Here is a 17884-nt window from a genome sequence, read left to right as displayed (position 1 = left end):
CCCCATGAGCGAAACCCCTGAACTTGTCGTCCTCCTCGCTGACGACGGAACCCCCATCGGCACCGCCGAGAAGGCGACCGTTCACACGGAGGACACTCCCCTACACCAGGCGTTCTCGTGCCACGTATTCGACGACGCCGGCCGGGTGCTCGTGACGCGCCGCGCCCTGTCGAAGAAGACCTGGCCGGGGGTGTGGACGAACAGCTTCTGCGGCCATCCCGCGCCGGGGGAAGACCTGGGCGAGGCCATCACGCGGCGGGCCGAGCGCGAGCTCGGGCTGGCCGTGAGCGACGTGCGGGTCGCACTCCCCGACTTCCGCTATCGCGCGGTCGACGCGTCGGGTGTCGTCGAAAACGAAATCTGCCCCGTGTACACGGCACGAGCATCCGGTGACCCGCAGCCGGCCGCCGACGAGGTCGCGGAGTGGGCTTGGGTCGAGCCGGACGCCCTGCGGAGCGCGGTCGCCGCCACCCCCTTCGCCTACTCGCCCTGGATTGGCTGGCAGCTGGCCGTCTGGCAGGGTGCCTACTCAGCAGAGAGCTGAGATATCACGGGAACGCTCGCCGTGGGCGGCGCGGGCAAAGACTCCCGTGGCAGCAACACGCGCGCAAGCGTTCCCGTCCCCGTCGGCTGCGGCTCCAGGGTGACGCGCCCTCGCAATCGCTCGTCGACAAGCGCCTTCACAATAGGAAGCCCGAGGCCCGTGCCCGGAGCATCCCGGTGCGACTCGTCCTGAATGCGATAGAAGCGCTCCCACACGTGCGGAAGGTGCTCGGCCGGGATTCCCGGGCCGCGATCACTGACCGTGATCTCAACGCCGTCGCCCGCCGGGCCGAGACCCACGGTCACGGTTCCCCCGACGGGGCTGAACTTCACCGCGTTCGACAACAGGTTCGCAATGACGCGCTGAACGTCCTGGCGCACGAGTACGACCGGGACGGGCTCGTCGGGAAGGGAGGTTTCGATGACGATCTGACGCTCCGGGTACAGGCCCCGAGCGTCCTCGGCCGCCAGCTCCAGGAGATCGCGCATGTCAAACTCGGACGACGACCGGCGGATCGTCGCGGAGCCCGTGAGTCTGCTCAGCTCGAGCACGTCCTCGATGACGTCGGCGAGACGGCGCGCGTTGCGGTCGATCACGTCCGCGGCCTGCTGGGCCCGAGCGCCGAGCGCCTCGTCTGCCAGCTGCTCCGAGAATCCCATGATTGCCGTCACCGGGGTGCGCAGCTCGTGGCTGACGGAGGCGATGAAGTCGTCCTTCTGCTGGTTCAGGTCGCGCAGGCGCACGAGCGACTGCACCGCAGCATCCTCGCGTTCTTGTCGTTTCGTGATATCAGACATGACGACGGTCACGATGGCCGTTTCCCTCGACAGCGGGCGGATCGACACCTGCGCGTCGAATCGGCGGTCACCGCGTGTGAGTTCTGCCTCACCGGCACCCCCGCTCCGCAACAACGCGTCAAGGCCACGGTTGCCCAGCACCGGCTGCCCGGGAACAAGGGGGATTCCCGCCTCGAACCACTCGGGCGGCGCGGATTCCAAGCCCAGCGCGGTGAGCGCGGCGCGGTTGATGCCGCGAATGACGAGTCGAGAGTCATCCGTGCGTTCGGCGATCACGATGCCCGACTCGGCGTTGACGATGCCGCCGCGCAGCAGCTCTTCCTGCGCCTCCGCGCGCACGAGGGCGCGCCCCCAGTCGTTGCGGGCGCCCGAGACGAAGAGAGCGGCGAGGGCGTGCACGATGAGGAACCCCTGCAACAGGAGCACCGTGGTGCGCTCCCCCGTTGCGATGAACGATGCAAAGGGACCTCCTCCGAGCACCGTGAGGATCGTGGCGGCGGTGGCCAGCACGAGGATTTCCGCCGCCACCAGGACGGTGGGTAGCCGGAACGCCGCCCACAGCAGCGCGATGAGCGGCAGGTACGCGATCGGCAAGTCGCTCGTCGGAGAGAACACGAACCAGGTGATCAGCGCGAGGACGGCGACCTGCGCCAGTACCTCTACGGGATGCACGCGTTCGTGGGTTCGCGGGGAGATCACGAAGAGCGGCAGCACCACGACGAGCGCCGAGAAGTGCGAGGCAAGAAGTGACAAAAAAGCAACTTCTAGGGGCTGGTCGGCGACGATGAACGCCGTCACACCACCGATCGCGGAGAATACGCCGGACCCCACGATGCAGGCGACCAGGAAGCGGGCGATGTCGGAAACGCCGTCGAGTCGGGCCGCAGCCCGGCCGCGGGTGAGAATCCACGCGACGACCCACACCTCGACAGCGTTGGCGATGCCGTAACCAACGGTGAGGCCCCATTCACGGCCCGCCAGGGTGTTTGCCGCCATCGCGGCGAACAGGATGCCCGTCGCTGCCAGAACGCGTGTTCCCCGAGAGACGAGCAACGCCGCCGCGCCCAGCCCAGCTGCAGGCCACCACGCGGCGATGGCAGCGCCTGCGGGACGCAATTCGACCGAGAAATAGCTGACGATCCCCGCGAGCACGATGAGGGTCGCGACGACCGTGCGCCTCGCGGCCGGCCGCCCGAACCCGACCGCCGTCGTGAATGCCACGAACCATCCTCCCCCGTACGGGCGGGTCCCACCCCGAACCGTGCGTTTCTGAGACTAAGGTGTAAAGGGGGAAAGAGAGAACAATGGCGCGCATTCTGATCGTCGAAGACGAGCCCGACGTGCTCCTCTTGCTCGAGAATCGAGTCAAGGGGGCAGGGCACGACGTGGTCAGCGCTACAAATGGTGAAGAGGGTCTCACGCTGTTCGCCACCGAAAAGCCCGACCTCGTCGTGCTGGACTGGATGATGCCGCGTCGTGACGGCATCGAAGTGTGCGAAGAGATCCGCGCATCTGACCCCGACCACCGCACGAAAATTCTCATGTTGACCGCGCGCTCGCAACAGAGCGACGTCGACCGTGCCATGCAGGCCGGGGCCGACGACTACATCGTGAAGCCGTTCAGTTCGCGTGACCTGATCGAACGCATCACCGCCCTGCTGGTTCCAGCCGGGTAGCGCCGTGCGAGGGCCCGCCGACTACCGCTCGATGTCGGTGCGATGAAAGTTCTGCCACGACCGCGAGGCTGTCGGGCCCCGCTGGCCCTGGTACCGGTTGAGGTATGCGCCCGTGCCGTAAGGGTTCTCGGCGGGCGACGTAAGGCGGAAGAAGCACAACTGGCCGATCTTCATACCCGGCCAGAGCTTAATCGGCAGCGTCGCGACGTTCGACAGTTCGAGGGTGACGTGGCCGCTGAAACCGGGGTCGACGAAACCAGCAGTTGAGTGGGTCAGCAGGCCCAAGCGCCCGAGAGAACTCTTGCCCTCCAGCCGCGCGGCGACATCGTCGGGCAGGGTGACCGTCTCGTACGTCGATCCCAACACGAACTCGCCAGGGTGCAGAATAAACGGCTCGTCGGGCTTGGCCTCGACCAGGCGGGTCAGTTCGGGCTGCTCGACCGCGGGATCGATGAACGGGTACTTGTGGTTGTCGAACAGCCGGAAGAAGCGGTCGAGCCGCACATCCACGCTCGAGGGCTGCACCATCGACGTGTCGAGCGGGTCAAGGCCGATGCGGCCCGAGTTGAGTTCGGCCCGAATGTCGCGGTCGCTCAGCAGCATGAAGGTCAGCCTAGCGAGGGATGAGTAGACTTGGTGTGCGTGCAACCGACGCCCGGGACGGGCGTCGGCGCTGGGGTCGCGGCGACGACCAGAAATGGTCGTCGCTCCGAGCTCCACCGCGCGGGGATGTAGTTCAATGGCAGAACTTCAGCTTCCCAAGCTGATAGCGCGGGTTCGATTCCCGTCATCCCCTCCACTCAGACATCTCACAGCAAACCGCCGCGCCTCCCGCACCGAACACAGTGCGAGAGGAGGGCGCCATGTCATTCACCACGCGTCCGGCGGCGAGCGGGGGCTCGCACCGCCGCACCGTGCCGAGCGGGGGCTCGGTCACGACCATCGCGTCGCCGGCAGCCATGTCTGCCGTGCTGCTGCTGACGACGCCGGCCCTCCTCTGGGGGTTGCTCCTGCTCGCGAGCGCGGCACTGAAGGATCCGGGGCTGGGGGGCCTAGGTGCATCCACACTGCCGCCATTGGGTGTCGCGAGCACCGTCGGACTCGCAGGCGCCACGGGGGTTGCGCTCGCGAGCCGTTTCGCCGCGCGGCGGCTCGCCCGTCAATCGGGTCGGCCGAGCCGCCGCGCGCCCCTCACGATCGCGATCGCACTCGCGAGCGGTGCCGCTCTCGTCGGCGGCGGGATGCTCGTCGCCAGCATCCTCACGCCCGCCGCGTCGTCGACGCCACAGCCCGTCACCCCGGCGGCCGAGCTTCCCGCCGCGCCCGCCGATGAGCCTTCCGCTCCGCTATTCGGGATCGACCACTCGAACCACTGATCCGCGGTCGATCACCGGCTCGGCGTCCGCCATGAAGCGGCGCACATCGTGGTCGACGATGATGTCGCTGGGTCGCAGCGGCCGAACGAGGTGCAGGCCCTCCAGCGAGCGGATGCGTGACAGCGCCACGTACGTCTGGCCGGGCGCGAAGGCGCGCGGCCCCAGGTCGATGATCGCGCTGTCGTAGGTCTGCCCTTGCGACTTGTGAATCGTGACCGCCCACGCGAGCCGCAGCGGAAACTGTGTGAACTCGCCGATGACGTCTTTCGTGACCCGCTTCTGGGCCGACGAGTAGGTGTAGCGGAACTTCTCCCACGTGGCGGGGTGCACCTCGTGGCTCTCGCCATCGACCTCGATGAAGACGGTGCGGCCGATGCGCTCGACGGTTCCGAGGCTGCCGTTGACCCAACGGGGGGCACCGTCGCCGGCGGTGTCGTTGCGCAAGAACATCACCTGGGCGCCCACCTTCAGCTGCAGCGCCTCGTCGGCCGGGTAGCCGCCGCGGCCGCCGAACTCGCCGACGACGTCGGCGCGCGCCGTCTTCACGTCGCCGGGGAGGCGCGCAAGCTCGCGACCGTTGATGCGCGTCACCGTGGCGTTCGTGCTGGCGAGGGTCAGCACCCCCTCGTTGGGTGCCGGTCGGGCCCCCGCCTCGTTGAGCGCGCGCCCGATCTCGGGTGTGACCTCACCGTGCCGCACGGCGGTCAGCATGTGGCGAAACGCCTCGTCGCGTTGGCGATGAATTGTCTGCAGCTCGACGATGCGCAGCTCGGTCTCCCGCCAGACGCGCGCGTCGAAGAACCAGATCGAGCGGTAGTGGTCGGCGTAGTAGGCGCGCTCCCCCTCGTCGCGCCCCGGCACCGGCGCCAGCTGATACGGGTCGCCGAACAACACGACCTGGGCGCCACCGAAGGGTTCGCGGGGGCGCGCGCGGGCGCTGCGGAGGCGCCGATCGATCGCATCCATCAGATCGGCGCTCACCATCGATACCTCATCGATGACGACCGTGTCGACGCCGCCCAAGAGGCGCCGCAGGTGCGGAGCGTCATCGAGGTCGGCGTCCGCGATCAGCCCAATGGGGAGGCGAAACAGCGAGTGAATCGTCTGGCCGCCGACGTTCAGCGCCGCCACTCCGGTCGGCGCGCACACGACGACCGTGCGATCGGTCTGGGCGAGGAAGGCTTCGAGAAGCGTCGACTTGCCCGTGCCGGCGCGGCCCGTCACAAACACGTGATCGCGTGTCGACTCGATCAGCTCGATGACGGCGCGCTGCTCATCGGCGAGGGTGGGTGCGCCCACGAACGCAGACGAAGCAGTCACGACACCTCCGGGATAGGAGTTTCAGCGTAGCCGGGGCCGCGCCCCAGTGCGGGCCCCCGCCTAGGCTGGGCGCATGTCGCGCGGAATGCTGATCGGGGGAGGAGTCCTTGCCCTCGTGTCGGGGCTCACCGCCGCCGCGCTCGCCGCCCTCGTGATCGTCGCCGAGACTCCGGAGGCGCACGTCGAACGCTACCTGGCGGCGCTGGCCGACGACGACCTGCTCGCCGCAGCTCAGTTCGCCGGACTGGAAACGGGTGCGCCCCTGCCCCTCGGCGACGAGGGGACACCCACGACGGTCCGCGTCGTCACCGCGCAAGACCGCGCCGAGAATCGCGTCGCCGTGACCGCCGTGTACGGGGGCGAGTCGGACCCCGCGACCGTCATCTTCCTGCTCGAGCCCGACGCGCGCCTGCTCGGGGTGATCCCGCAGTGGCGGTTCGTCGCGCCTCCCGTCGCGCGCATCCCGGTCGGCAGTGACAACCACGATCGTGTGCGCGTCCCTGGGCGGACGGTGACCACCTCGGGGCCGGGGGCGACCAGCGAGGTCGCCGCGTTCATCCCCGCCCGCGTGTCGGTGACGAACGCCGAGCCGTTCCTCGACGCGCCATCGCGGGTGATCCGGCCGCGGTCGGTTGACCCCGCCCCGGTCATCCTGCAAGCACAGCCCTCCGACCGGCTGGTGCGCGAGGTGCAGCGGCAGGTGACCGAGCTGCTCGATCAGTGCGCCGAGCAGACCGTCCTGCAACCGGCGGGATGCCCGTTCGGTCGCGTCATCGACGACGACCGCGTGCTCGACCGGCCGCAGTGGGAACGTGTCGACGAGCCGCGCGTCGTGCTCAGCCGAACAGCGAACGCGGGGCGGTTCAGCCTCGAGGCGTCGGCCACCATGCAGATCACGGCGGAGGTGCAGTCGCTGTTCGACGGCAGCATTACCCGCCTCGTCGACGACGTTCCGGCCGAGATGCTCGGCGTCGTCGCGCTCGGGCCGGACGGGCCCGTCGTTACGGTCTACCCGTAGCCAGGAGCAGCGCGCGGTCGACCTATCCGTCGGCCCGGCCGTCGCGGCCCGCGCGCTGGGCGAGCATCGCGTTCCACGCCACGAGCTCGGCGTCGCCGTCGCGGTCGGCCTGACGGTCGCGACGCTTCGTTTCCTTCTTGTCGGCGCGTGACCACATCCAGACCACCAGCATCGCGAGCGTCAGGGTGGGAATTTCGCCGACGCTCCAGGCGATGCCGCCGCCGCGCTGCTGGTCGGCGAGTGGGGTGATGCCCCACTCCCGGCCCATCGCGCCGTACCACTCGGGGAGCAGGAGGCCCGTGCCCGACAGCAGGAACAGCCCGAAGAACGCGTGGAACGCCATCGTCGCCATGAGGATCAGCAACCGGATGGGGTACGGCGGCCGGTACGGCGCCGGGTCTTCGCCGATGAGCGCGTTGACGAACAGGTAGCCAGACAGGAGGAAGTGCACGATCATCCACTGGTGGCCGAGGTGATCGGTCACGGCCCACCGGAACAGCGGCGAGTAGTAGAAGACCAGAAGCGACACGGCGAACACGATCGAGGCGACGATCGGGTGCCCGACGAAACCCGCCCACTTCGAGTGCACGATCGCGAGGATCCACTCGCGGGGGCCGCGCGAGCCGTCTTTACGGGCGCGGATCGCGCGGGCCGCGAGCGTCACCGGCGCCGCCAGCACCAGCATCACCGGAATCGCCATCGACAGCACCATGTGGCCCAGCATGTGGATGCTGAACAGATACTTCTCGTAGACCGCCAGCCCCGAATTGGTCACCAGGAACAGGGTGACCATGCCGAGCGTCCACAGGATCGTGCGGTGGATCGGCCAGCGGTCGCCGCGGCGAGCAAGACGCACGGCGCCCGCGAGGTAGAAGAACAGGCCGAAAGCCGCAAGGAGCGTCCACAGCAGGTTGAGATCCCACTCGGTGGCGAGACGCCACCACACGAACTCGGGGGGAAGCGGCGACCCGGTGAGCAGCTCGGCGGGCGTCGGGTCGGGCAGCTCGGTCACGGGCACCTGGGGCGCGGGCGTCGCCGTGCGCCCGAGAGCAGACGCCAGGCCCATCGCGACACCCATCACCGTGAGCTCGGCGACGACGATCGTCCAGAAGCCGAGCGCCGGCCGGGGTGACGCCTCGACCCGGGCGATGACCGCGCGGCGGTAGCTGGCGCCGACGATGCCGAGCGCGACGAGTGCGGCGGATTTGGCGATGACGAGCATCCCGTATTCGGTGCCGAGCCCCGCGAGGTCGCCGATGCGCAGCTGCGCACTGACGAGACCGGAGGCGGCAACCACGATGAACGCGATGAGCGCCAGGGTCGAATAGCGGCGCAGCACCGCGGGCAGGTCGTCGCCCAGGGGCCGCCGCAACAGGATCAGCGCGAGCAGCCCGCCCACCCACACGGCGGCGAACACGCTGTGCAGGAAGACGGCGGTGACGGCCGCGTCGTGGTCGGCCGTTCCACCCGCGTGCCCCGTCTGCGCGACCGGCCAGAGCGCCGCAACGGCGAGGAGACCCACGACCGCGACGAGGCTCGGGTGGCGCAGCACGAAGCAGAGCACGGTGACAACGGCCGCCATCAGCGTTGTGGCAAGCCACGCGCGGCCGAGCTCGACCTCGCCGAAGAAGACGCCGAGGACACGCCCGAACTCGGGCTCAAGGCTGACCGGCTGCGTAAACACGGTCAGGAAGGTGAAGAACCCGGTGACGGCACTCGCGAGCGTCCACACGGCCGCGGAAGCTGCGGCGATATCGAGGGCGCGACCGTACGCGTCGCTCTGGATGCTCAGGGCGATCAGGGCGAGCAGGATCGCGCCGATCGCGCCCGCCGCCCCGAGATTCACCAGCAGCTTGCCGGCGGGAAGACCCCAGCGCACGACGGCACCCGGGTCGCTGAACAGCGGGGCGTTGGCGCCACCGCCGTACGCGAGACCGGCGATGAGGGCGATGGTGCCGCCCACGAGCAGGGCGGCGAGGCCGAGTGCCGACCAGGGGGCGCGGCGCAGCCACGGCGACGAATCGTGCGGGGTGCCCGTGTCAGGCACGGTGCTGTGCGTCGCTGACGCGGTCACCGCATCCCCCTTTCGCGCTGTGTGAAACCGGCGAGTTCAGCGTACGGGAGCGGTGCTTCGCACCAGCCGGGAACGCAACGAGGCGCCCCCGCCGGTGAGCGGGAGCGCCTCGTGTGGTCGGCGCCGTGCGTGATGCGCGGTGCCGAGAAGCCCGAAGGCCTCGGGAGTTACTTGACGGCAGCCTTCAGCTTGCTGCCGGCGCTGACCTTGACGCCGTTCGACGCGGCGATCTGGATGGTCTCACCGGTCTGCGGGTTGCGGCCGGTACGAGCGGCACGCGAGGTGCGCTCGAACGACAGCCAGCCGGGGATGGAGACCTTGGTGCCACTGGCGACAGCGCCGGAGACGGTCGAGAACAGACCATCGAGGACGCGGTTGACGTCAGCCTGGCTCAGGCCCGACTCAGCAGCCACAGCGGCGACGAGCTCGGAACGGTTCATTGTGTCCTCCTCGGACCTCAGGATTGTTCAGATAGATCCCGCGAATTCGCGAGAACTCGCGGGAATCGCCCCTGAAACTACCAGCTTGACTTCGTGATGCCGGGCAATTCGCCACGGTGCGCCATGTCGCGGAAGCGAACACGGGAAATGCCGTACTTGCTGAGAACACCGCGGGGACGGCCGTCGATGGCGTCGCGCGAGCGCAGACGAACCGGCGACGCGTCGCGCGGAAGCTTCTGCAGCGCCTTGCGGGCCGCCTCACGCGACTCGTCGGTGCCGTTCGGGTCGACGAGGGCCTTCTTCAACTCGAGTCGCTTCGCGGCGTACCGCTCGACGATCACCTTGCGCTGCTCGTTGCGCGCGATCTTGCTTTTCTTCGCCATGGTTAGCGCTCCTCGCGGAATTCGACGTGCTTGCGGACGACCGGGTCGTACTTCTTCAGCACGAGGCGGTCGGGGTCGTTGCGACGGTTCTTGCGAGTCACGTAGGTGTACCCGGTACCGGCGGTCGACCGAAGCTTGATGATGGGACGGACGTCCTGCTGCTTGGCCATTAGATCTTCTCCCCGCGAGCGATGAGGTCCTTCACGACCGACTCGATACCGCGCGCGTCGATCACCTTGATGCCCTTGGCCGACAGCGTCAGGGTGACGTTACGGCGAAGCGAGGGCACGTAGTAGGTCTTCTTCTGGATGTTCGGATCGAACCGACGCTTCGTGCGGCGGTGCGAGTGCGAGATGTTGTGCCCGAAACCAGGGATGGCTCCGGTCACCTGGCAGACGGCTGCCATGGGTCCTCCAACTATTCGGCTACCGTACGGCGACTGCCGTACCCAAGGTCACTTGTCGGCACGCGAGACCCGCCGTACCCGCTCTAGTAGCTGGTTGAGCGGGGCGAGATGCGCACAAGAAGCCAGGCCGGAGCCTGACACAAGCCTCTAGCTTACGGGGTGTCGGGCGTTTCCGACAACCGCGAGCACGCGGGGCACAGGCCGAAGATGTCGACGACGTGCTCGGCCTTCGTGTAGCCGTGCTCGGCCGCGACCTGGCGAGCCCACTGCTCGACCGGGTCGGCCGCGATCTCTTCCGTCGCCCCGCAGCGGCGGCAGATCAGGTGGTGGTGATGCGTGTCGGGAGTGCACGCCCGGTAGAGCGCCTCGCCGTCCTGCGTGAGCGTGTCGGCCTCGCCCTCGTCGGTGAGGTCGGTCAGCGCCCGGTACACGGTGGCGAGGCCAATCGTCGTGCCCGAGTCACGGAGGGCGCCGTGGAGGGCCTGTGCGCTGATGAAGCCGTCGGATTCGCCGAGGGCCGAGCGCACCGCCTCGCGCTGCCAGGTATTCCGCTTCATGACCCCACCAGCGTACGCGAAGTGCGGGAGGGCTGGAGGGCCGGGCGCCGCCCGGAGCCGGTGCGCAGCATCCGACCGACGAGCACGCAGGCGCCAACGACGAGGGCGATGACGACCGTGATCGCGCCACCCGCCGCGATGGAGAACGCGCGCGACAGAAAGACACCGGCAACGGCGGATGCGGCTCCGATCATCGGCGCGAGCACGAGCACGGCGTTCGTCGAGGAGACCAGCTGGCGGGCGGCGACGGCGGGGCCGACGATGAGGGCGATGGCGAGGATGGCGCCGATGGCGGGCATGATCACGACCACGGTGCCCGCGATGAGGGCGACGATGATCGCCTCCGCGACCCACGGCCGGTAACCGGCCGCGCGGTAGCCGAGCTCATCGACGGTCGAAAACACGAGGTGTCGGCCGCGCAACAGGATGACGACCGCCGCGATGGCGAACATGATGGCCGTGAGGGTGATATCGCCCCAGCCGACCGTGAGGATCGAACCGACGAGGAAGCTCTCGACCGAGATCGGCAGCGAGGGGTTCGCCGACTGCAACAGCGCGCCGAGGGCAAAGCCGAACGTCAAGACGACGCCGGCGGCGACCTGCGCGCCCTGGTCTCGGACGCGCGAGATCAGGGTCATCAGCGCCACCAACAGCACGCTAAAGACGGCCGCCCCGAGCACGACACTGACGCCGAGGACCGCAGCGACAACGGCGCCGGGGAACGTCGCGTGGGTGAGGGCCGTCGTGAAGAAGGCGCGGCGGCGCAGCACCACGAACGTTCCGACGAGTCCGGCGACGCCGCCGGCCAGCACCGCCTCGAGCAGCGCGCGTTCGAAGAAGCCCATCAGCGCGCCGCCTCGGGAACCGGCGCCGGCGCGGTCGACGCGCCGCGAGCATCCGCTGTCGTGTGTGCGGTGCGCGGACCGTGACGGTGCAGCATGCTGGCGGCCAAAACGACACCGTAGATGACGACGAGCATCGTGATGACCGACGCGCCGCCGGCGAGCGGGATGCCCCAATCAACGGATGCGCGGAACCCGATCAGCAGGCCGCCGAAGCCGGCGAGCGCCCCCATCGCGATGGAGATCGCGACCATCCAGCCGATGCGGTGGGTGAGCAGGCGGGCGGCCGCACCGGGCACCACGAGCAGCCCGAGGGCAAGCAGGTTTCCGACGGCGGCGGTGGCGGCGACGATCAGCACGGCCACGGCGACGGCGAGCACGAGGTCGGTGGCCAGAACGCGGTGGCCGGCAGCGCGGGCGGCGAGCGGGTCGTGCGCGCGAAACAGCTGGGTGCGCCAGACGACGGCGATCGCGACCGTCGCCGCGGCCGCGACGGCGACGGTGAGGGTCACGTCCGCGTCGGTCACGGTGAGTAGTCGCCCGAACAGCAGCTCTTGCAGCTGGCCGACGTAGTCGGACTGGCGCGAGACGATGATGACGCCGATGCCGAACATGACGGTGAGCACCACGGCGATCGCGGAGTCGCTCGCGAGAGCCCGGCGGGTGAGCAGGGTGAAGGCGACGGCCGCAATTGCTGCGGCAACCAGTCCGCCCGGCACCAAGCCCTCACGGCCGCCCACGGCGAACCCGATCACGATGCCCGGAAAGACGGCGTGCACGAGTCCGTCGCCGACGAACTGAAGCGACCGCAGGGTGACCATGACGCTGGCCAGCCCGAGGGCGACGGCCAACACGAGCATGACGAGCAGCGGCCGCTGCATGAACGGCAACGCGAACGGAGAGAACAGCCAGTCGATCGCGGTCATGGTGTCAGGCGTGCCCGTCGTGCGGGGGCACGACGACGGTGTGCTCGTCGACCTCGACCTGATGACCGGCGAAGACCCGCTCGAGGTTGTCGAGGGTGAGCACGTCGTCGCGAGGGCCGGCAGCGACCTGCACGCCGTTCACGAGAAGCACGCTGTCGCAGACCGCGCGGGCGAGGTCGAGGTCATGGGTCGAGATGACGAAGGCGACCCCGTCGGCCTTGAGCTCACGCACGATGTCGAGCAGGGTGTCGCGGCTCGTCTGGTCGAGGCCGTTGAACGGCTCATCCAGCACGAGTAGCCGCGGCGACGAGACGAGCGCGCGTGCAAGAAGTCCGCGTTGCTGCTGACCGCCCGACAGTCGGCCGAATCGCGTGCGGTGCTGCTCGGAGAGGCCAACCCGCTCAAGCGCCGCGTGCACGGCCGCGCGGTCTCGGCGACCGGGCCAGCGCCAGCCGAGCGTTCGGTACCGCCCCATCATGACGACCTGATCGAGCGTCACCGGAAACTCGGGGTCGAGCCCCGCCGTCTGCGGCACATAGCCGACACTGACCCGGGCGGCAGCCGGCGTTCGGTCAAGCACCCGCAGCTCGCCGTCGGCGAGCTGGGTGAGGCCCAGCAGCCCCAGGATGAACGTGGACTTTCCGGCACCGTTCGGCCCGATCACGGCGAGCGCCTCGCCGGGCGCCACGTCGAGCGTGACGTCGCTGAGGGCGGGCGGGTTCGACCCGTACCGCAGCGTGACGCCGCGCGCGCTGAGCGCTGGGCGCACGGCGACGGCCGGCTCCCGGGTGGGGGAGCCGGCCGTCGCTGGAGCGTCTGAGGTCACGCCCCTCATTCTGCCAATGCGGCGGGAACGGGGGCGGGTTCGGCGCCCCACGCCGTCACGAGAACCGTGACGTTGTGGATCATCGAGCCGATGTAGGTCTCGCCGGGCGAGCCGGCCGGCCCGAGCGAGTCGCCATACAGTCCCTGCTCGCCGCTCAGCACGTCGATGCCCGCCTCCGCGGCGATCGTCTCGGCCGCCGCCGGCGACAGCGTCGTCTCGCTGAACACGGCTGTCGCTCCCGAGTCGCGAACGCTTGCCACGAGCCGGTCGATGTCGGCGGCGCTGACCTCGGCGTTGTCGTCGAAGCTCGGGATGATGGCGCCGACGTAGGTCACGTCGTAGGCGTCGACGAAGTAGCCGAAGGCCTCGTGATTGGTGACAAGCAGCCGGTCGGCAGGGTCGACCGCGCCCACGCTCTCGATAATCCAGGCGTCGAGCTGTTCGAGCTGGGCGATGTAGGCGGCAGCGTTGGCCTCGTAGACCTCGGCGTTGGCGGCGTCGGCGGCGGCGAGGCCCTCGGCGATGGCCTCGACCATCGCGGCGGCGTTGGCGGCGCTCGTCCAGATGTGCGGGTCGTCACCCTCGTAACTGTGGCCGTGGTCGTCGTGGCCGTGGTCGTCGTGCGCACGGCCGTCGGCGTGCTCACCCTCACCGTGATCGTGATCGCCGGCAAACTCGATCAAGCCAACGCGGGTGCTGGCGTCGACGGTCGTGCCGGCGAAGCCCGAGGCCTGCACGGCGTCATCGAGCCACTCTTCGAGCCCGGCGCCGTTGATCACGAGCACATCGGCGTCGGCGAGCGCCGCCAGGTCAGACGCCGTGGGGTCGAAGCTGTGGGTGCTCTGGTTCGCCTGAATCAGCGCGGTCACGTCGGCCAGGTCACCGGCGACGCGCTGGGTGAACTCGGCCGTGTGGGTCGTGCTCGCCACCACGGTGAGGGCGGGGGTGACGGGTGCTTCGGGGGTCGCGGCGTCGGCGTCGGGCTCGGCCGTGGCGCACCCGGCAAGGCCGATCGCCAGCACGGAGGCGGCGATCAGCGCGGGAACGCCGCGGGTGATCGAACGGTGGGGGGAGATCGTGGTCATGGCGGGCTCTCTAAGGAGGGGTCGGTCGGACCCTCCGAGAGTACGTCCTGTTGATAACGATTGTCAAAACGGTTCTCAATAAGGCGCCATCGCCGAGAACCGGATGCGCGGGGCTCAGTCGAGCAAGAGCGCCGGCTCCTCGATGATCGACGCGACGTCCGCGAGGAAGCGGCTCGCGACATCCCCGTCAACGACGCGGTGGTCGAAGCTCGCGCCGAGCGTGGTCACAAAACGCGGGCGCACCTCGCCGTCGACCACCCATGGCTTCTGCTTGATCGTGCCGAGCGCCACGATCGCCACCTCGCCCGGGTTGAGGATCGGCGTGCCCGTGTCCATGCCGAAGACGCCGATGTTGGTGATCGTGATGGTGCCGTCGGCCATGTCGGCGGGCTGCAGCTTGCCGTCGCGCGCCGTGATCGTGAGCTGCTCGATGGCCTGAGCGAGTTCGCGCAACGACAGGTCTTGCGCGTTCTTGACGTTCGGCACGACGAGGCCCCGCGGCGTCGCGGCGGCAAAGCCAAAGTTCACGAAGTGGTGCACGATGATCTCGGTATCGGTCCACGTCGAGTTGACGGTGGGGTTTCGGCGCACCGCCCAGATCATGGCCTTCGCCATGACGAGCAGCGGCGAGACCTTGATGCCGGCGAAGTCGGGACTCGCCTTCAGGCGCTTGACGAACTCCATCGTGCGGGTCGCGTCGACATCGACGAACACGCTGACGTGCGGGGCGGTGAACGCGCTCTTCACCATTCCGGCGGCGATCGCCTTGCGCACCCCCTTCACCGGGATGCGGTCCTCGCGCGCCGTCGGCTGGTCTGGCGTCGTGATATTGCGGAACACACTCGCCTGCTGCGCCTGGCGGATCACGTCGTCGCGCGTCACCTCGCCCCCGATGCCGGTGCCCGCGACCTCGGCGAGGTTCACGTCGAGGTCCTTGGCAAGCTTGCGAATCGGCGGCTTCGCCAGCACGGGCGCCGCCTCGGCGACGGGGAGGGATCGCGGCTTCGGTGAGGTAGCCGCGGCCTCCTCCTGCGGCGCGTGGTCGGTCACGCCGACACCAGCCGAGCGGCGGCGGCGCGAGACCACGTGGCCGCCCTTCGATCCGTAGCCCACGAGTACCGCGCCGGAGCCGGAGTCGCGGCCCACGCTGGACTCTTCGGAGGCGACCGTTCCCTTTGTGTCGGCGACAGCATCCGTCGTCTCGGATTCGGCGGCGGTCGGAGCGGTAGCCGCAGCCGGAGCCTCCGTGGCCCCCCGCACGCGGATGATCGGGGTGCCGACCTCAACCGTGTCGCCGGCGGCGACGAGCAGCTCATCGACCGTGCCCTCGAACGGGCTCGGCAACTCGACGAGCGACTTGGCCGTCTCGATTTCGACGATCACCTGGTTGACCGCGACGGGGTCGCCGGGCGCGACCTTCCACTCGACGATCTCGGCCTCGGTCAGGCCCTCGCCGACGTCGGGGAGCGGAAACTCGGATGCGGTCACGGTGTCCTCCAGGCGGCTCAGTAGGCGAGCGAGCGGTCGACGGCATCGAGAATGCGGTCGACGTCGGGAAGGTAGGCGCCCTCGAGCTTCGCGGGCGGGAAGGGCGTGTCGAAACCCGACACGCGTACGACGGGCGCCTCCAGGGAGTAGAAGGCGCGCTCGGAGACGGTGGCGGCGATCTCCGAGCCGATGCTGACGTTGCCGGGTGCCTCCTGCGCGACGACCAGGCGGCCGGTGCGGCGCACCGACTCGAGCAGGGGGCCGTAGTCGATGGGGGAGAGCGAGCGGAGGTCGACGACCTCGATGCTCGTGCCCTCCTCGTCGGCGAGGGCGGCGGCGTCCAACAGCATGCTCACCATGGCACCGTGGCCGACCACGGTGACGTCGGTGCCGGTGCGCACGACCCGGCTCGCATGCATGCCGATGCCAGCATCGTCGAGGTCGACCTCACCCTTCGGCCAGTAGCGACTCTTCGGCTCGAAGAACAGCACGGGGTCGGAGCTTGCGATCGCCTGCTGGATCATCCAGTAGGCGTCGTGCGGGGTGGCGGGGCTGACGAGCCGCAGCCCGGCGGTGTGGGCAAAGTACGCCTCGGGGCTTTCCTGGTGATGCTCGACGGCGCCGATGTGCCCGCCGTATGGCACCCGAATCACGACCGGCAGCTGCAGGCCGCCCTCGTGGCGAGCCGTGAGCTTCGCCAACTGAGTCGTGATCTGGTCGAACGCCGGAAAGATGAAGCCGTCGAACTGAATCTCGACGACCGGCCGGTAGCCGCGCATCGCAAGACCAATCGCGCTGCCGACGATCCCCGATTCCGCCAGCGGCGTGTCCAGCACCCGGCCCTCGCCGAAACGCTGCTGCAAGCCTTCGGTGACGCGAAACACCCCACCCAGGCGCCCAATGTCCTCGCCCATCAAAAGCACTCGATCGTCGGCGTCCATCGCCGCGGCGAGCCCCGCGTTGAGGGCCTTCGCCATCGTCATCGTCTCGGTCATGCCTGCTCCTCGAACGATGCCTCGTAGCGGGCGAGCCACTCGGCCTGCTCCGCCATGAGGGGATGCTCGTCGCTGTACACGTGACGGAACATACTGTCCGCGGGCGGCGGCTCCATCGCGAGCGTCTGGCGCCGTGCGTCGGCGGCGAGATCCTCGCCCTCCTGGCGCACCTCCTCGAAGAACGCGGCGTCCACGCCACGCGCCGTCAGGAACGTCTCGTAGCGGCTGATCGGGTCGCGCTCCTGCCAGTACGCGACCTCGTCGTTTGTGCGGTACTTGGTGGGGTCGTCGCTCGTGGTGTGCGCTCCCATCCGGTAGGTGAGCGCCTCGATGAAGCGCGGTCCCTCGCCGCTGCGCGCGGCATCCAGCGATTCGGCGGTCGCCGCGTAGCTGACGAGCACGTCGTTGCCGTCGATCTGCACGCTCGGAATACCGAATCCGGCCGGGCGTCGGAAGAGCGGCGTGCGCGACTGCACACTGACGGGCACCGAGATGGCCCAGTGGTTGTTCTGCAGGAAGAACACCTGCGGTGTCTGGTAGCTCTGCGCGAAGACGTAGGCCTCGTTGACGTCGCCCTGGCTGGTCGCCCCGTCACCGAAATAGACGAGTACGGCAGTGTCACGCTCGGGGTCGCCGGTTCCGACGAGTCCGTCGAAGCGCACGCCCATCGCATAGCCGGTGGCGTGCAGGGCCTGCGACCCGATGACGAGCGTGTAGAGGTGGAAGTTGCCGGTGTCGGCCGGATTCCAGCCTCCGTGGGTGAGGCCGCGCAGCATCGCGATGATGCGGGTGAGGTCGAGGCCGCGCAGCCGGCCGACCGCGTGTTCGCGGTAGGCGGGGAAGATGTGGTCGTGCGCGCGGGCGGCGAAGCCCGACCCGACCTGGGCGGCCTCCTGGCCGATGCTGGGAATCCAGAGCGCGAGCTGGCCCTGGCGCTGGAGGTTACCCGCCTCGATGTCGAAGCGCCGGGTGACGGCCATGTGGCGGTAGAACTCACGCAACGTGGTCTCGTCGAGCGCGTCGACCCGGTCGCGGAAGCGGTCCGTCTCGTCGGAGTAGCGGAGGGTTCCGTCGGGCGCGAGTAACTGCAGGGTCTCGGCCGTGTACGACATGGGTTCCACTCTAGGCGGG

At 69.1% G+C, this 17884-nt stretch carries 20 protein-coding genes and 1 tRNA gene; 5 read left to right on the top strand and 16 right to left on the bottom strand.

The features are described from left to right. Nucleotides 1-4: 4 nt before the first annotated feature. The gene (idi, locus tag EV140_RS08440; RefSeq protein WP_130282908.1) at nucleotides 5-544 is read left to right on the top strand and encodes an isopentenyl-diphosphate Delta-isomerase; all 540 of its coding nucleotides are present in this window, start codon (nucleotides 5-7) and stop codon (nucleotides 542-544) included. Here the strand turns inward: idi and EV140_RS08435 are convergent. Continuing rightward, complete coding sequence (locus EV140_RS08435) at nucleotides 526-2562, bottom strand: ATP-binding protein (RefSeq protein WP_130282906.1); 2037 nt, start codon at nucleotides 2560-2562, stop codon at nucleotides 526-528. The genes idi and EV140_RS08435 overlap by 19 nt on opposite strands. Before the next feature lie 83 nt (nucleotides 2563-2645). Between EV140_RS08435 and EV140_RS08430 the strand changes: the two genes are divergently transcribed. Continuing rightward, on the top strand, nucleotides 2646-3017 hold the full coding sequence (locus tag EV140_RS08430) for a response regulator transcription factor (protein WP_130282904.1): 372 nt from the start codon (nucleotides 2646-2648) through the stop codon (nucleotides 3015-3017). A gap of 21 nt (nucleotides 3018-3038) precedes the next feature. Here the strand turns inward: EV140_RS08430 and dcd are convergent, their stop codons facing one another. Next, nucleotides 3039-3620 (bottom strand): dCTP deaminase, encoded by a 582-nt coding sequence (gene dcd / locus EV140_RS08425; RefSeq protein ID WP_130282902.1) that lies wholly within the window; start codon nucleotides 3618-3620, stop codon nucleotides 3039-3041. 122 nt (nucleotides 3621-3742) lie between these two features. Between dcd and EV140_RS08420 the strand changes: the two genes are divergently transcribed. Further along, nucleotides 3743-3816 (top strand) — tRNA-Gly (locus tag EV140_RS08420). Nucleotides 3817-3880: 64 nt separating this feature from the next. Further along, on the top strand, nucleotides 3881-4393 hold the full coding sequence (locus EV140_RS08415) for a hypothetical protein (RefSeq protein ID WP_130282900.1): 513 nt from the start codon (nucleotides 3881-3883) through the stop codon (nucleotides 4391-4393). Here the strand turns inward: EV140_RS08415 and EV140_RS08410 are convergent. Next, nucleotides 4364-5692: an ATP-dependent DNA helicase gene (locus tag EV140_RS08410; protein WP_130282898.1), complete on the bottom strand. Its 1329-nt coding sequence runs from the start codon at nucleotides 5690-5692 to the stop codon at nucleotides 4364-4366. The genes EV140_RS08415 and EV140_RS08410 overlap by 30 nt on opposite strands. 94 nt (nucleotides 5693-5786) lie before the next feature. Between EV140_RS08410 and EV140_RS08405 the strand changes: the two genes are divergently transcribed. Next, nucleotides 5787-6731 (top strand): hypothetical protein, encoded by a 945-nt coding sequence (locus tag EV140_RS08405; RefSeq protein WP_130282896.1) that lies wholly within the window; start codon nucleotides 5787-5789, stop codon nucleotides 6729-6731. A 22-nt stretch (nucleotides 6732-6753) separates the two neighbouring features. On the opposite strand, the gene EV140_RS08400 is transcribed toward EV140_RS08405, so the two are convergent. The 13 genes from EV140_RS08400 to EV140_RS08340 all read right to left on the bottom strand — a co-directional run bounded on the left by EV140_RS08400 (nucleotide 6754) and on the right by EV140_RS08340 (nucleotide 17865). Then, nucleotides 6754-8739 (bottom strand): bifunctional copper resistance protein CopD/cytochrome c oxidase assembly protein, encoded by a 1986-nt coding sequence (locus tag EV140_RS08400; protein ID WP_130283066.1) that lies wholly within the window; start codon nucleotides 8737-8739, stop codon nucleotides 6754-6756. Nucleotides 8740-8972: 233 nt separating this feature from the next. Beyond that, on the bottom strand, nucleotides 8973-9245 hold the full coding sequence (locus EV140_RS08395; protein ID WP_096419964.1) for an HU family DNA-binding protein: 273 nt from the start codon (nucleotides 9243-9245) through the stop codon (nucleotides 8973-8975). A gap of 77 nt (nucleotides 9246-9322) precedes the next feature. Further along, the gene (gene rpsN, locus EV140_RS08390; protein ID WP_096419966.1) at nucleotides 9323-9628 is read right to left on the bottom strand and encodes a 30S ribosomal protein S14; all 306 of its coding nucleotides are present in this window, start codon (nucleotides 9626-9628) and stop codon (nucleotides 9323-9325) included. 2 nt (nucleotides 9629-9630) lie between these two features. Beyond that, complete coding sequence (gene rpmG, locus EV140_RS08385) at nucleotides 9631-9798, bottom strand: 50S ribosomal protein L33 (protein WP_096419968.1); 168 nt, start codon at nucleotides 9796-9798, stop codon at nucleotides 9631-9633. Beyond that, nucleotides 9798-10034 carry a 50S ribosomal protein L28 gene (rpmB, locus tag EV140_RS08380; protein WP_130282894.1) on the bottom strand — a complete coding sequence of 79 codons (237 nt, stop codon included), beginning with the start codon at nucleotides 10032-10034 and terminating at the stop codon, nucleotides 9798-9800. The genes rpmG and rpmB overlap by 1 nt, the downstream gene beginning before the upstream one ends. A 152-nt stretch (nucleotides 10035-10186) precedes the next feature. Next, on the bottom strand, nucleotides 10187-10591 hold the full coding sequence (locus EV140_RS08375) for a Fur family transcriptional regulator (protein ID WP_130282892.1): 405 nt from the start codon (nucleotides 10589-10591) through the stop codon (nucleotides 10187-10189). Next, complete coding sequence (locus EV140_RS08370; protein WP_130282891.1) at nucleotides 10588-11436, bottom strand: metal ABC transporter permease; 849 nt, start codon at nucleotides 11434-11436, stop codon at nucleotides 10588-10590. Before EV140_RS08370 ends, EV140_RS08375 begins: the two co-directional genes overlap by 4 nt. Then, a complete protein-coding gene (locus EV140_RS08365) occupies nucleotides 11436-12359 on the bottom strand; it encodes a metal ABC transporter permease (RefSeq protein WP_130282889.1) in 924 nt (307 codons plus the stop codon). Before EV140_RS08365 ends, EV140_RS08370 begins: the two co-directional genes overlap by 1 nt. Before the next feature lie 4 nt (nucleotides 12360-12363). Next, a complete protein-coding gene (locus EV140_RS08360) occupies nucleotides 12364-13185 on the bottom strand; it encodes a metal ABC transporter ATP-binding protein (RefSeq protein ID WP_241971376.1) in 822 nt (273 codons plus the stop codon). A gap of 5 nt (nucleotides 13186-13190) precedes the next feature. After that, nucleotides 13191-14270, bottom strand: coding sequence for a metal ABC transporter substrate-binding protein (locus tag EV140_RS08355; RefSeq protein ID WP_130282885.1), 1080 nt, complete (start codon nucleotides 14268-14270; stop codon nucleotides 13191-13193). 114 nt (nucleotides 14271-14384) lie between these two features. Further along, nucleotides 14385-15758, bottom strand: a complete 1374-nt coding sequence (locus EV140_RS08350) for a dihydrolipoamide acetyltransferase family protein (protein ID WP_130282883.1) — start codon at nucleotides 15756-15758, stop codon at nucleotides 14385-14387. Nucleotides 15759-15775: 17 nt separating this feature from the next. After that, on the bottom strand, nucleotides 15776-16753 hold the full coding sequence (locus tag EV140_RS08345; RefSeq protein WP_130282881.1) for an alpha-ketoacid dehydrogenase subunit beta: 978 nt from the start codon (nucleotides 16751-16753) through the stop codon (nucleotides 15776-15778). After that, nucleotides 16750-17865: a thiamine pyrophosphate-dependent dehydrogenase E1 component subunit alpha gene (locus EV140_RS08340; protein ID WP_130282879.1), complete on the bottom strand. Its 1116-nt coding sequence runs from the start codon at nucleotides 17863-17865 to the stop codon at nucleotides 16750-16752. The genes EV140_RS08345 and EV140_RS08340 overlap by 4 nt, the downstream gene beginning before the upstream one ends. Nucleotides 17866-17884 lie beyond the last annotated feature (19 nt).

This window comes from Microcella alkaliphila (genome assembly GCF_004216855.1).
Lineage (GTDB): Bacteria > Actinomycetota > Actinomycetes > Actinomycetales > Microbacteriaceae > Microcella > Microcella alkaliphila.
This window is presented reverse-complemented; position numbering and strand designations above follow the sequence as displayed.

Bases quoted from the DNA above. Each gene is read 5' to 3' on its own strand.
- idi (WP_130282908.1), top strand. From the start codon at position 5: ATGAGCGAAACCCCTGAACTTGTCGTCCTCCTCGCTGACGACGGAACC.
- EV140_RS08430 (WP_130282904.1), top strand. From the start codon at position 2,646: ATGGCGCGCATTCTGATCGTCGAAGACGAGCCCGACGTGCTCCTCTTG.
- dcd (WP_130282902.1), bottom strand. From the start codon at position 3,620: ATGCTGCTGAGCGACCGCGACATTCGGGCCGAACTCAACTCGGGCCGC.
- EV140_RS08415 (WP_130282900.1), top strand. From the start codon at position 3,881: ATGTCATTCACCACGCGTCCGGCGGCGAGCGGGGGCTCGCACCGCCGC.
- EV140_RS08405 (WP_130282896.1), top strand. From the start codon at position 5,787: ATGTCGCGCGGAATGCTGATCGGGGGAGGAGTCCTTGCCCTCGTGTCG.
- EV140_RS08395 (WP_096419964.1), bottom strand. From the start codon at position 9,245: ATGAACCGTTCCGAGCTCGTCGCCGCTGTGGCTGCTGAGTCGGGCCTG.
- rpsN (WP_096419966.1), bottom strand. From the start codon at position 9,628: ATGGCGAAGAAAAGCAAGATCGCGCGCAACGAGCAGCGCAAGGTGATC.
- rpmG (WP_096419968.1), bottom strand. From the start codon at position 9,798: ATGGCCAAGCAGCAGGACGTCCGTCCCATCATCAAGCTTCGGTCGACC.
- rpmB (WP_130282894.1), bottom strand. From the start codon at position 10,034: ATGGCAGCCGTCTGCCAGGTGACCGGAGCCATCCCTGGTTTCGGGCAC.
- EV140_RS08375 (WP_130282892.1), bottom strand. From the start codon at position 10,591: ATGAAGCGGAATACCTGGCAGCGCGAGGCGGTGCGCTCGGCCCTCGGC.
- EV140_RS08370 (WP_130282891.1), bottom strand. From the start codon at position 11,436: ATGGGCTTCTTCGAACGCGCGCTGCTCGAGGCGGTGCTGGCCGGCGGC.
- EV140_RS08365 (WP_130282889.1), bottom strand. From the start codon at position 12,359: ATGACCGCGATCGACTGGCTGTTCTCTCCGTTCGCGTTGCCGTTCATG.
- EV140_RS08355 (WP_130282885.1), bottom strand. From the start codon at position 14,270: ATGACCACGATCTCCCCCCACCGTTCGATCACCCGCGGCGTTCCCGCG.
- EV140_RS08345 (WP_130282881.1), bottom strand. From the start codon at position 16,753: ATGACCGAGACGATGACGATGGCGAAGGCCCTCAACGCGGGGCTCGCC.
- EV140_RS08340 (WP_130282879.1), bottom strand. From the start codon at position 17,865: ATGTCGTACACGGCCGAGACCCTGCAGTTACTCGCGCCCGACGGAACC.